The following is an 11,786-nucleotide window of genomic DNA, read 5'->3' as shown; positions in this document are numbered from 1 at the left end:
CGTAGCGGAGCTACGAGGGCTTTCGCCCGGTGCGGCGAGAGTGCGTGCCGGGCGTCGCGACGCCGCGGAGATCCATCAGAAGCCCCCTAGGGGCGCGGCCAGGGGCGTGCGCCGATCGCCTCGATGCCGTAGTTGAAGCGCCGCAGATAGGCGGCGAAGGCCGCGACGTCCTCGTCGGACCAGTCGGCCATCACCTGGCCCAGGATCTCCACGATCCCCTCGCGCTCCGAGTCGAGCAGCCGGTCGCCCTCCTCGGTGAGCCGGAACTTGCGGGCCATCCCGCCCGCCGGGTCGGGGATCCGCTCCAGGAGCCCCGCGCGCATCGCCGCCGCGGTCTGCCGGTTCAGCGTGGACGTGTCCAGCCCGAAGGCGTCGCTGAGTTCCCCGATCGACATGGGTCCCTGGATCCGGATCCGGCTCAGCATGATGTACGCGCTGCGCTCCATGAGGCTGTCCTTGCGACGGCCGCCCCGCTGGTTCAGGAACGAGTGGCGGCTCAGCAGCATCTGCTCGTACTCGACCTCGTGCGCCGGCGTCTCCATGTGCCCGACCTCCCGCTTCCCTGCGCTCACACCATCCTGGCACACCCGTATGCATGCCCCATGTCATGTGCTTGATACATACGACATGTACGATGCACATCCATCGCAGCGCAGATCCTTCACCGCGCATCCCACGTTCGAGGAGTCCCCATGGGCGCCCCCGCCCCCCAACCCACGGCCCGCCCGGGAGCCGTGATCGCCACGCTGGCCTTCGCCGGCACCACAGCGGCGGTCATGCAGACCCTGGTCACCCCCCTGATAGCCGAGTTGCCGCAGATCCTGGACACCTCGTCCTCGAACGCGGCTTGGGTGATCACGGTGACCCTGCTCGTGGCGTCCGTGTGCGTGCCGGTCGTCGGCCGCCTCGGTGACCTGGTGGGCAAGCGCAGGATGCTGCTCGCCTGCTCCGTGCCGCTGGTCGTGGGCTCGGTGGTGTGCGCGTTCGCCTCCGACGTCGTGACGATGATCGTGGGCCGCGGTCTCCAGGGCATGGGCATGGGCATGGTGCCCCTCGGCATCGCACTGCTGCGGGACGTCGTACCGGCCGAGAAGCTCAGCGGCGCCATCGCGCTGGTCAGCGCCTCCATGGGCATCGGCGGCGCCATCGGTCTGCCGGTGGCGGCCGCGGTCGCCCAGTACGCGAACTGGCGGGTGCTGTTCTGGGGCTCCGCCGCCCTGGCCGCCGTCGTCGCCGTCCTGATCTTCACGCTCGTCCCGGACGTCCCCGCCGGCGCCAAGGGCCAGCGCTTCGACCTGCCCGGCGCGATCGGACTCGGCGTCGGCCTGGTGTCCCTGCTGCTCGCGATCTCCAAGGGCGCCGACTGGGGCTGGGGTTCGGCCGCCACGCTCGGCCTGTTCGCCGTCGCCGTCCTGGCGCTGGTCGGCTGGGGAGTATGGGAGCTGCGCACCACCGACCCGCTGATCGACCTGCGCACCACGGCCCGCCCCCGGGTGCTCTTCACCAACATCGCCTCGGTCTTCATCGGCTTCGGCATGTACGCGTGCATGCTGGTGATGCCGCAACTCCTCCAGTTCCCCGAGGCCACCGGCTACGGCCTCGGCCAGTCGATGCTCGCGGCCGGTCTGTGGATGGCCCCCGGCGGCGTCATGATGATGATCGTCTCCCCGCTCGGCGGAAAGCTCACCAACGCCCGCGGCCCGAAGTTCACGCTGGTCTGCGGAGCCCTGGTGCTGGCCGCCGGCTACTTCGTCTCGATGGCCCTGATCGGCTCCGCCTGGGGCGTCATGCTGGTCACGATCATCACCAGCAGCGGTGTGGGCCTCGCCTACGGCGCGATGCCCGCCCTGATCATGAGCTCGGTGCCGCTGACGGAGACCGCCGCCGCCAACGCCTTCAACACCCTGATGCGCTCGCTCGGCACCTCGATCGGCGCCGCCGTCATCGGGGTGATCCTCTCCCAGCTGACCACCACCATGGGCGGCCACACCTTCGCCTCCGAGGACGGCTTCCGCACCGCGCTGCTCGTCGGCGGCGGACTCGCCCTGGTCTCCGCGGCCGTCGCGGCCGTCATCCCCGTCCTGCGCAAGACCGCGGCGGACGAGGACACGGCCGGACCGGTCGCCGTCCCCGAGCAGGCCAAGGTCTGATCCGAGTCGTCCGGTCCGACGCGGCGGACGACGCAGGGGGCGCCCGGGCAGTGGCCGGGCGCCCCCTGCGCACGTCGTCTCACGCCAGGTCCAGCAGCCCCCTGCGCACCGCCTCCGACACCGCCGCCGCCCGGTTCTCCGCGCCCAGCTTGCGGTAGACGCGCACCAGGTGCGACTTGACGGTGGCCTCGCTCAGGAACAGCGCCTCGGCGATGGACCGGTTGCTCAGGCCCTCGGCCAGCAGCCGCACCACCTCCACCTCCCGCCCGCTCAACTCCCGCCCGGGCGCGACCACTTGGCCGACCAGCTCGTCCATCACCTCCGGCGCGAGCCCCAACGCCCCGGCGGCGGCCCCGCGCACGGCCCGGAACAGCTCCTCCGGCCGACCCGCCTTCAGCACATACCCCCGGGCCCCCGCCTCCAGCGCCCGCACGACGTCGGCCCGGCCCGAGTAACTCGTCAGCATCACCACGGGCACCCCGGGGGCCTCGCCCGTCAGCCGGCGCACCGCCTCGATGCCGTCGATGCCACCGCCGCCGCCGAACCGCAGGTCCATCAGCACCACGTCGGGCGCCAGCCGCGCCGCGAGCCGGACGGCCTCCTCGCCGCTCCCCGCCTCGGCCACCACCTCGACATCCGGCTCACCCTCCAACAGCGCCCGCAACCCGGCCCGGACGACGACATGGTCGTCCGCCAACAGCAGTCGCAACGGCGCGCCGGTCACCGGACGGCCACCGGCGCCGGGCGGGTCGTGGGCAGGGTCGGCACGGTCGCCCGCAGCCGGGTGCCGCGGCCCGGCGCGCTGCCGACGTCGAGATCGCCCCCGCACTCGCGCAGCCGCGCCCGGGCGGCGGGCAGCCCGAGCCCACGCGTGGCCTGGGACGGAACGCCGATCCGGCCGGTCTCGAACCCCGCGCCGTCGTCCCGCACTTCGAGCTCCACCCGGTCCGCGTGCCCGTGCAGCGTGACCAGGACGTTCACCGCCCGCGCGTGTTCGCGCACATTGGCCAGCGTGCTCTGCGCGACCCGGAACAGGGTCGCCGCCGACTGCCCGTCCAGGGCCGGCCGGGGCTCGCCCACCGCGCGGAACCGCACCCGGGCCGCCGCGCCCTCCGCCTCGGCCCGCGCGCACAGCAGCCGCAACGCGCCCTCCAGACCGGCCTCGTCCACCGCGGACGGGGTCAGATCGCGGATGATCCTGCGGGTCTCGGCGAGATTGGCGTGCAGCCCGTCGGCGACCGCGCGCAGCCGGGTGCGGGCGACGTCCGGACGCGCGTCCCAGTCGCGGTCGGCGGCCTGGAGCAGCATCACCCCGCCCGAGAGCTCCTGGGCCAGCGTGTCGTGCAGGTCCCGGGCGATCCGGGCCCGCTCGGCCAGCACCCCGGCCTGCCGCTGCTGCCGGGCCAGTACGTCCCGGGTGCCCCGCAACTCCTCGACCAGCCGCAGCCGTTCGGACGCGTCGCGCTGCTGGGTGCGGTAGAGGGCGACGGTGCCCCACACGGCCGCCACCGGGATCAGGACGATCTCCGGGTCGAACGACCCCGTGCTGCGCACCAGTTGAGCGACCAGGACGACGGTCAGCACGGCCAGCGCCACCCCGGCCGCCCGCCGGCCGAGCGCCCGCAGCGCGACACAGGCCAGGGGCACCGCGCACCACACGTAGGCGGCCGTGAGCGACTGCGGGGCGAGGGAGACCAGGACGGTCCACAGCGCCGTCAGGGCCGCCACCCACAGATGTCTGCCGATCCGGCCGAGCCGCTCCCCGGCCGCGAGCCCGCCCGCGTACACCAGCGCGAGCAGCCCACTGACGGTCACGATGTCCCAGCACAGCCCGATCCGCAGCCGCTCCAGCCGGACCAGCCCGGCGCCCACCACGACGAAGAACGTCAGATGGGCGATGAGGGCGGGCGTCGACCGGCTCCCGCGGACGGCTCTCACGGAGCCAGGGCTACGGACGGGAGCACGGTCGGACACGGCAGATCCCCTTGGACGATGATCCGTTCGAACGGGGGTCCGAGTCTATCCGCCACCTGTAGGGACTGTGTGAGGACGTGTGGGGACGGCCGCCCGCGGTCAGGCGCCCGGGTGCAGCCCGAGGAAGCCCGGCGTCGGGTCGCCCTTCACCTCGCCGAAGTACAGCGCGAACGTCTGCTTCAGCCGCTCCACCTCGGCCCGGTCGGACATGAAGCGGGGGAAGCCGTCGACGTTGGCGTTCGGGTACTCCCAGACCGGCTTCAGACCGGCCGGGGGAGTGATGTCGGTGCGCACCGACCAGCCGCTGAAGGACGCCTCCTGCGTGGCCGCGGACAGCTGCCAGTTGAGGTAGAGCTTGGCGGCCGCGGTGTTCTTCGCCGCCTTCAGGATCGCCGCCCGCTGCCCCCACGCCATGAACGGGGCGCTGTCCGGCAGGACCCACTTCACCGGGCCGGTGGACAGGGCCGAGCCCGAGCCGCCGACGCCGATCGCGTACTGCCCGGCACGCACGGCGTCCCCGGGCGAGTTGCTGCCGCGCGCGAACCGGACGTCCTGCGCGGCCAGCCGGGCGACGAAGTCCCAGCCGTAGTGCTTGACGTAGAGGGAGTACAGGAAGAGGACGGCGTCGTCGTCGTGCGGGAACGACGACGCGATCCTCCCCTTCCACTTCGGGTCGAGCAGGTCCAGCGGGGTGCGCGGCGCGTCCGAACCGACCGCGCCCGGCCCGTACAGGAAGCTGAAGCCGATCGCCGCGACGGCGACCCACGCGCCCTGCGGGTCCTTGAAGCCGTCGTGGACCTTGGCGAACCCGGCGGGCTTGTAGGCGAGCAGCCGGCCCTGGGACTTCCAGCGGACGAAGTCCTGGAGGGTCTGGAGCTGGACGACGTCGGGGACGAGGGTGCCGGTGGCGAGCTGATTGTCGACGCGGACGTCGTGGTACTTGCTGTAGTCCACGATCAGCTTCAGGTCGATGCCCGGGAACTGCTTCAGGAAGGCGTCCTTGGTGCCGTCCTGCTGGGTGGGGGTGTCCCCGCCGGCGTAGACGACGAGCTTGCCCCCTTCCGCGAGCGCGGCCCGGTACAGCTCGTCGAGCGACCTGCTCTCCTCGGCGCCGGAGCTCCGCCGGGCGGAGGAGGAAGCGGCGGACGAGGAAGCGGCGGGGGTGGCGGCGGCGGGGGACGCACCGAGGGCGCCGACGCCGAGGGCGGCGCCCGCACCGGTCACGAGGAGGCGCCTTCTGCTGGGGAAGCTGGGCATGCTGGGGAGACCTCTCTGCTGCTGAGGGGGTGGGGACCGGGCGCCTCGGTCGAAGCCGATTCTGCTGTGCCCCGCCTGTGCCGCGCGTCGTCCGGACGGATCGCACGCCCCGCGTCCGATGGAACCCCCGTTCAATCGAACGGTTGAACGTCCGCCCGGCCCCGCCCCGGGCAGGGCCGCTACGGCCGCGCCAACCGCCGCATCGTCAACGCGAGATGCAGCCGAAGCCGGCCCTGCGGTGTGCGCACCGGCCACCCCAGCAGATGGTCGGCGTGCGTCAGCCGGTCCTGGAGCGTGGAGTGGTGGACGTTCGCCTCGACAGCCGCCGCCCGCAGACTCGCCGTGGCGGTGACGGCGTACAGGGTCGCGAGCAGCCAGGGGGCGTCCGCGGCGGCCGTCTCGACCGCGTGGACGTCCGGCGGCGGCTCGGCCCCCGGCGCGACGAGGTCCGCCAGCAGGGCGACGCCGCCCAGTTCGTCGGCGTACACGACCCGGGGACCGGGGTCCTGCCTCCGGGTCCGCGCCCAGCTCCTCGGCGTGCTCCACCGTCCACAGCAGACCGGCGTACACGTCCTCGACCGGTGCCGGGTGCGGGTTCTCGGGCGCCAGCCGGTACTCCACGGACACCACGACCATGTCCAGTTCCCGCGCCCACTCCAGGGGCACGTCCACGCCGACCCGGTTGTTGCCGATGACCATGCCGCCGCCGTGCACGTGGTAGACGACGGGCCGCGGCCGGACGGGAGCCGGTGTGGTGGGCCGGCAGATCAGCAGCGAGATCTCGGGGGCGCCCTCGGGTCCCGGCACCGTCCGGTCCTCGACCTCGAAGGCCCCGCCCAGGGTCAGATCCAGGTCGGCGAGCAGCGCGATGCCCGGACCCTGGCGGACGAACCCGATGTCCTCGGGGGCCATCCCCGGCTGGATCATCTCCTTGATGAGCTCCAGGGCGGCGGCGAGCTCGGGGTCGAAGGGCGGCGGCGGTACGGACGTCATGGGCTTCTCCTCACGCGGAACGCGGATGCGCGGCGGCTCGGGTGACTCGTATGACTCGTATGGCTCGGGTGATTCGTGCGGCCCATGTTCGGCCTGTTCGCCGCTCGCCGGAGCACCGCCGTACGGCGGAACCTGCCCGCCGTTCGGCGGGTGACGGCCGTCGCCGCCACCGCCGTCCACCTCCGCAGATTGCCAGGACATGACCTTTTGTTCACCTGTGAGGGGTGGAAAGGATCCAGCCATTGCGACAATGATTTTCACCCCCACGCAGGTATCAGGAGTCCCATCAGTGAACGTCTCGCTCTCCGTCTGGCTGCTGACCGTCGCGGCGCTGTGCGCCCTGGTCGCCGTCGACTTCCTCATCGGCCGCAAGCCGCACGACGTCTCGGTCCGGGAGGCCGGGATCTGGACGGTCGTCTGGGTCGTCCTGGCCTGTCTCTTCGGACTCGGCGTGTTCCTCTTCGGCGGCGGGAGGCCGACGGGGGAGTTCTTCGCCGGGTACATCACCGAGAAGTCGCTGAGCGTGGACAATCTCTTCGTGTTCGTCCTGATCATGGGGAAGTTCGCGGTGCCCACGCAGTATCAGCAGCGGGTGCTGATGGTGGGCGTGCTGATGGCCCTGGTGCTGCGCACACTGTTCATCGCGGCCGGCGCGGCGATCATCTCGACGTTCTCGTGGGTGTTCTACCTCTTCGGCGCGTTCCTGATCTGGACGGCCTGGAAGCTGATCCAGGACGCCAAGAAGGGCGGGCACGAGGAGGAGTACGAGGAGAACAAGCTGCTCAAGTCGGTGGAGAAGCGGTTCGGCGTGGCCGATCGGTACCACGGCACGAAGCTGTGGGTCGAGCAGAACGGCAAGCGGGTCATGACCCCGATGCTGGTCGTCATGCTCGCGATCGGCTCCACCGACGTGCTCTTCGCCCTCGACTCCATCCCCGCCATCTACGGGCTGACCGACGACCCCTACATCGTCTTCACGGCCAACGCCTTCGCGCTGATGGGCCTTCGGCAGCTGTACTTCCTCATCGGCGGCCTGCTGAAGAAGCTGGTCCACCTCAGCTACGGCCTGTCGATCATCCTGGGCTTCATCGGCGTCAAGCTGCTGCTGCACGCGCTGCACGAGTCCGGGGTGCACGTCCCCGAGATCGGCATCCCGTTCTCGCTCGGCTTCATCGTGCTCGTCCTCGCGATCACGACCTTCACGAGCCTGCGGGCCGCCAAGCGGCAGGAGGCGGCCGAGGCGGCGGAGACGGCCGGTTCCGTGGCGTGACGGCCCCGTGGCGCGCGGCTACGCGGTGGGCGCCGCGTCCGCGCGCATCAGCACGCAGTCGAACTCGATCACCCGCCCGGTGCCCGCCTCGCGGGTCACCGGGTACATGCCCGTGATGCCGAACCCGGCGGCCTCGTAGGCGGCGACGGCCTCGCCCATACCGGGGCTGCCCTCGTACAGCTTCAGCACGGCGACCTCGGACTGCATCCCGGCGAACTCCGCGATCCGGTCCCCGGCCCCGGCGAACACCTCCAGGTCGTAGCCCTGGGTGTCCATCTTCAGATAGGGGCGCGGATCGGCGAGGCCGTCCAGCGCCTCGTCCATGACCTCCGCGAGTCGCCGGACGCGGATCTCCTCGGTGTCGGGCTTCGCGAACCGGCCGTAGCGGCCCTTGCCGTAGTCGCTGGCCGGGAGCAGGGAGTTCATCGTCTTCCAGCCGGTGTGGATCTCGGCCGTGGTCTCCTCGCGGCCCAGTCCGCACCGGTACACCCGCCAGTCGGGGTCGTCCGAGGCGGCCGCCTCCAGCCGGGCGAACGCCTGCGAGGTGGGCTCGAAGGACACGATCCGGCCCGTGTAGCCGTGTCGGCGCAGCCCCTTGGCGTACTGGCCGGTGTTGGCGCCTACGTCGAAGACGCAGTTCACGCCGTAGAGCTCCAGCATCGCGGCCACGTGCTGGGCGCAGAGGTACGCGGCGGCCGCCAGTTGGAGTCCGCGCTCGTCCTGCCGGTCCGGGGCGTCCATGAGGAGCACGCCCGTGTCGCCCAGCCGTACGGCGCCGCCTTCGACGACCTCGGACCGTGGCGCGTCCCTCGTCCGCCGCAGTACCCAGGTGTCCTTGTCCGCGCCGGTCACCCGGTACGGACCGCCGCGCCGGGAGACCACCGCCGTGCCCGGCCCGAGGTCGGTCACCTCGACGCCGATGCGCGGCAACAGTGCGAGAAGTCGTCGATAAAGGGTTCGCATCCCCCAGGCCTATCAGATGCGACCGGGTGCGGTCCGGCGACCGGCGACGACGAAGGGGCCCGGCAAGCGTGCCGGGCCCCTTTCTCGGTCGCTCGCTCAGGCGGCCGCGACCTCGCCCGCGTGGCCGTGCAGCCGGGCCACGACCTCGGTCAGCTGGGCGGCGACCTCGGCGTCGTCGACCGGGTGGGTCTCGGCGAAGCGGGTCAGGGAGCCCGGGATGGAGAGCTTCAGGTCCTCGATCACCTTGCCGCCGGCGATGCCCACGGCCTTGCGGGCCTCGTCCTGCGCCCAGACGCCGCCGAACTGGCCGAACGCGGTGCCGACCACGGCGACGGGCTTGCCGCCGAAGGCGCCGGCGCCGTAGGGGCGGGACAGCCAGTCGATGGCGTTCTTGAGCACGGCCGGGATGGTGCCGTTGTACTCGGGGGAGAAGAGCAGGAAGGCGTCGGCGGCCTGGGCGGCCTCGCGCAGCCGGGCGGCGGCGGCCGGGACGCTGCCCTCGACGTCGAGGTCCTCGTTGTAGAAGGGGATCTCGGCCAGGCCTTCGAAGAGGTCGACCTGGGCGCCCTCGGGAGCGACCTTGACGGCCGCCTCGGCGAGCTGGCGGTTGGTCGAACCGGCGCGGAGGCTGCCGACGAGCGCGAGGATGCGGACAGACATGGGTACTCCCAGGGGCTGAAACAGTGCGGTGACGAATCCGGACCGAAGTCCGTTTAACTTTCTAGCATCCTAACCGGACCGCGGTCCAGTTTCATTCCCGGTGCTCTACGCTGAGTTCATGTCCAGCCCTCTGCCGCCTTGTCCGGAGCCCGAGGAGAGGACCGGCGAACCCGAGTTGTTGCAGCTCGGGTCGGCCGGCGACGAGCCGTGCCTGCGTGCCGACGCGGCCCGCAACCGGGCCCGGCTGCTGGACGCGGCCGCCCGGCTGATCGCCGAGCACGGCGCGGCCGGCGTCACCATGGAGGCGGTCGCGAGCGCCGCGAATGTGGGCAAGGGCACAGTGTTCCGCCGCTTCGGCGACCGCACCGGACTGCTGACCGCGCTCCTGGACCACTCCGAGCGCAAGTTCCAGGCCGCCTTCCTCGGGGGCCCGCCGCCGCTGGGCCCGGGCGCGCCGCCCGAGGAGCGGCTGAGGGCCTTCGGGACCGCCCTGCTGAGGCGCAGCGTCGACGAGCTGGACCTCCAGCTGGCGGCCGAGCCCGGACCGGACCGCCGCTACTCGGTGCCGGTGCGCCGCGTCCACCACAGCCATCTGGCGCTGCTGCTGCGGCAGGCGCTGCCCGATGCGGACGTCGAACTGCTCGCCCACACGCTGATGGGGTACCTCAACCCCGTCCTGGTGCACCACCTCACCCGGCAGTGCGGCATGCCGTCGGCGCGCCTGGAGGCCGGCTGGAGCGATCTGGTCGACCGGATCGCAGGCGGGGTGCCGAGCGGTACGACGAATGCTGTGACCAGCGCGGTTGCCGGCCCAGTGCCCTCAACTCAGGGCTGAGGCACCGATATCCGTGTCCCCCCGCCCGACACAAGGCGCTCAGCTTCTGCCAAGATGCGTCACGTCATGGTGCAGATACCGAACACGCCCGCGCCGACGAAGTCGCCGGTGACGCGCCCCGTGCCCACGAGCGCCGACGTGGCCCGCCTGGCCGGCGTCTCACGCGCGACCGTCTCCTATGTCCTGAACAACACCAGCGCCGTACGCATCAGCGAACCCACCCGCCGCCGCGTCCACGAGGCCGCCAAGGAACTCGGGTACGTGCCGCACGCGGCGGCCCGGACCCTGCGCGCCGGTCACAGCCGCATGGTGCTGATGCCCACCCTGCCGGTCCCGGCGGGACAGCTCTACAGCCAGTTCGTGTACGACTTCCAGGGCGCGCTCAGCCGCCTCGACTACACCGTCGTCCAGTACGGCGCCGGCGGACTGTCCGGGGACGCCGCGGCCCGCGCCTGGGCCGAGCTGCGGCCGGTCGCCGTGCTGGTGCCCGTGCCGGGCCTCGGCCCGGAGGGGGTGGCCGTCCTCAAACGCTCCGGGGCCCGGGCCGTGGTGACGTTCAGCCCCGAACAGGTCGAGGGCGCCCACGCGGTGCTCCTGGACCACGCCGAGGTCGGCCGCCGGGCCGCCGCGCACCTGCACGCCCGCGGCCGCCGCCGGATCGGTGTGGTCGTCCCCGAGGAACGGGGCATGGAGATGTTCTCCGCGCCCCGCCTGCGCGGTGCCCGCGAGGCCCTGCACGGCACCGACGCCACCGTCACCGAGCTCCCCCTCGCCTACCGGCAGAGCTCCGCGGACGCCCTCGCCGCCCGCTGGCGCGACCTCGGCCTCGACGCCGTGTTCGCCTACAACGACGAGTACGCGATGGTCCTCATGTGCGCCCTCCAGGACGAGGGCCTGCGCGTTCCCGAGGACGTGGCCGTCATCGGCGCCGACGACCTCATGCTCGGCCGACTGCTGCGGCCCAGGCTCAGCACGGTCCGGATCGACCTGCCCTCCGGCCGCGACCTCGCCGCCCTGGTCGACCGCGCCGTCCGCAACCCCGCGGCCGCCCCCGAGTCGCACGGGCTCATCGAAGCCACCGTGGTGCACCGCGACTCCAGCTGAACCACGGTTCCAGGGGAGGCACGCCATGCGCACGACGGTCGGCATCATCGTCGGCGGCCCGGCGGGGCTGCCCTCGCCCTCCGACTGGCCGAAGGACCGCCCCTGTTGTCCGAGGCGGAGGCGCTCGCGGTCGAGCCTCCGCAGAGCGAGGAACCGGTCGTACGGTTCCGGCACGAGGGCCGTGAGCGGACCCTCGGCTGCGACCGGGCCGTCGGCTGCGACGGCTCGCACGGCATCGCCCGCGCCGCCTTCCCGGCCGCCTCCGGCCGGACGTACGCACACGACCACCCGTACTCCTGGCTCGGCGCGCTCGCCGAAGTGCCGCCTTCCTGTGACGAGTTGCGCTATGCACAGCTCCTGGGCGGCTACTCGGAGCTACGCCTGGAACGTGTGTGGCAGGCGACACGTTTTCCCTACGACATGACTAGGATGTTGCACGCTCAACCAGATGGGGATGCGTTCGACCACCGGATGCAGCACGCCCGGCTGCGCCGGATCACCGCATCCCGCCATGCCGCCGCCGAACTGGCGGCCACCCACACGGGACTTCCCCTCCCCCTGTGAGAGCCGCGAGTCCCGC

The 11,786-nt window shown here is 72.2% G+C and carries 10 protein-coding genes and 3 pseudogenes; 5 read left to right on the top strand and 8 right to left on the bottom strand.

Features of this window, described 5'->3' with window-relative positions; all coding sequences use genetic code 11:
* Positions 1-86 precede the first annotated feature (86 nt).
* On the bottom strand, positions 87-542 hold the full coding sequence (locus AB0J04_RS36295; protein ID WP_363172868.1) for a MarR family transcriptional regulator: 456 nt from the start codon (positions 540-542) through the stop codon (positions 87-89).
* 150 nt (positions 543-692) lie between these two features.
* On the opposite strand from AB0J04_RS36295, the gene AB0J04_RS36290 reads away from it, so the two are divergent.
* Positions 693-2,150 carry an MFS transporter gene (locus AB0J04_RS36290; protein ID WP_363172865.1) on the top strand — a complete coding sequence of 486 codons (1,458 nt, stop codon included), beginning with the start codon at positions 693-695 and terminating at the stop codon, positions 2,148-2,150.
* Positions 2,151-2,229: 79 nt separating this feature from the next.
* On the opposite strand, the gene AB0J04_RS36285 is transcribed toward AB0J04_RS36290, so the two are convergent.
* The 5 genes and pseudogenes from AB0J04_RS36285 to AB0J04_RS36265 all read right to left on the bottom strand — a co-directional run.
* A complete protein-coding gene (locus AB0J04_RS36285) occupies positions 2,230-2,874 on the bottom strand; it encodes a response regulator transcription factor (RefSeq protein ID WP_363172864.1) in 645 nt (214 codons plus the stop codon).
* Positions 2,871-4,088: a sensor histidine kinase gene (locus tag AB0J04_RS36280; RefSeq protein WP_363172863.1), complete on the bottom strand. Its 1,218-nt coding sequence runs from the start codon at positions 4,086-4,088 to the stop codon at positions 2,871-2,873. The genes AB0J04_RS36285 and AB0J04_RS36280 overlap by 4 nt, the downstream gene beginning before the upstream one ends.
* Positions 4,089-4,223: 135 nt before the next feature.
* Positions 4,224-5,381 carry an extracellular solute-binding protein gene (locus AB0J04_RS36275; RefSeq protein WP_363172867.1) on the bottom strand — a complete coding sequence of 386 codons (1,158 nt, stop codon included), beginning with the start codon at positions 5,379-5,381 and terminating at the stop codon, positions 4,224-4,226.
* 179 nt (positions 5,382-5,560) lie between these two features.
* Positions 5,561-5,890 (bottom strand): annotated as a pseudogene (locus AB0J04_RS36270) (helix-turn-helix domain-containing protein); the annotation flags it as partial.
* A 1-nt stretch (position 5,891) separates the two neighbouring features.
* Positions 5,892-6,374: pseudogene (locus AB0J04_RS36265) on the bottom strand (alpha/beta hydrolase); the annotation flags it as partial.
* A 289-nt stretch (positions 6,375-6,663) separates the two neighbouring features.
* Between AB0J04_RS36265 and AB0J04_RS36260 the strand changes: the two are divergent.
* Positions 6,664-7,644, top strand: coding sequence for a TerC family protein (locus AB0J04_RS36260; protein ID WP_363172862.1), 981 nt, complete (start codon positions 6,664-6,666; stop codon positions 7,642-7,644).
* An 18-nt stretch (positions 7,645-7,662) separates the two neighbouring features.
* Here AB0J04_RS36260 and AB0J04_RS36255 read toward each other — a convergent pair whose 3' ends face one another.
* Both AB0J04_RS36255 and AB0J04_RS36250 read right to left on the bottom strand, forming a co-directional pair.
* Positions 7,663-8,607, bottom strand: a complete 945-nt coding sequence (locus AB0J04_RS36255) for an FkbM family methyltransferase (protein ID WP_363172861.1) — start codon at positions 8,605-8,607, stop codon at positions 7,663-7,665.
* 96 nt (positions 8,608-8,703) lie between these two features.
* Positions 8,704-9,267: an NAD(P)H-dependent oxidoreductase gene (locus tag AB0J04_RS36250; protein ID WP_363172860.1), complete on the bottom strand. Its 564-nt coding sequence runs from the start codon at positions 9,265-9,267 to the stop codon at positions 8,704-8,706.
* A 118-nt stretch (positions 9,268-9,385) separates the two neighbouring features.
* Between AB0J04_RS36250 and AB0J04_RS36245 the strand changes: the two genes are divergently transcribed.
* From AB0J04_RS36245 to AB0J04_RS36235, 3 genes and pseudogenes are all read left to right on the top strand, one after another.
* Entirely contained in the window at positions 9,386-10,102 is a 717-nt protein-coding gene (locus AB0J04_RS36245; RefSeq protein ID WP_363172859.1) for a TetR/AcrR family transcriptional regulator, read from the top strand.
* Between the two features lie 54 nt (positions 10,103-10,156).
* Complete coding sequence (locus AB0J04_RS36240) at positions 10,157-11,206, top strand: LacI family DNA-binding transcriptional regulator (RefSeq protein WP_363172858.1); 1,050 nt, start codon at positions 10,157-10,159, stop codon at positions 11,204-11,206.
* Between the two features lie 72 nt (positions 11,207-11,278).
* Positions 11,279-11,770, top strand: a pseudogene (locus AB0J04_RS36235) (FAD-dependent monooxygenase); the annotation flags it as partial.
* Positions 11,771-11,786: the final 16 nt, after the last annotated feature.

Origin of the sequence: Streptomyces sp. NPDC050263, from assembly GCF_040655955.1 — a bacterium.
Lineage (GTDB): Bacteria > Actinomycetota > Actinomycetes > Streptomycetales > Streptomycetaceae > Streptomyces.
Note: the sequence above shows the minus strand (reverse complement) of the source record. Positions and strands in the feature narration are given on the sequence as shown.

Bases quoted from the DNA above. Each gene is read 5' to 3' on its own strand.
- AB0J04_RS36295 (WP_363172868.1), bottom strand. From the start codon at position 542: ATGGAGACGCCGGCGCACGAGGTCGAGTACGAGCAGATGCTGCTGAGC.
- AB0J04_RS36290 (WP_363172865.1), top strand. From the start codon at position 693: ATGGGCGCCCCCGCCCCCCAACCCACGGCCCGCCCGGGAGCCGTGATC.
- AB0J04_RS36275 (WP_363172867.1), bottom strand. From the start codon at position 5,381: ATGCCCAGCTTCCCCAGCAGAAGGCGCCTCCTCGTGACCGGTGCGGGC.
- AB0J04_RS36255 (WP_363172861.1), bottom strand. From the start codon at position 8,607: ATGCGAACCCTTTATCGACGACTTCTCGCACTGTTGCCGCGCATCGGC.
- AB0J04_RS36250 (WP_363172860.1), bottom strand. From the start codon at position 9,267: ATGTCTGTCCGCATCCTCGCGCTCGTCGGCAGCCTCCGCGCCGGTTCG.
- AB0J04_RS36245 (WP_363172859.1), top strand. From the start codon at position 9,386: ATGTCCAGCCCTCTGCCGCCTTGTCCGGAGCCCGAGGAGAGGACCGGC.
- AB0J04_RS36240 (WP_363172858.1), top strand. From the start codon at position 10,157: ATGCGTCACGTCATGGTGCAGATACCGAACACGCCCGCGCCGACGAAG.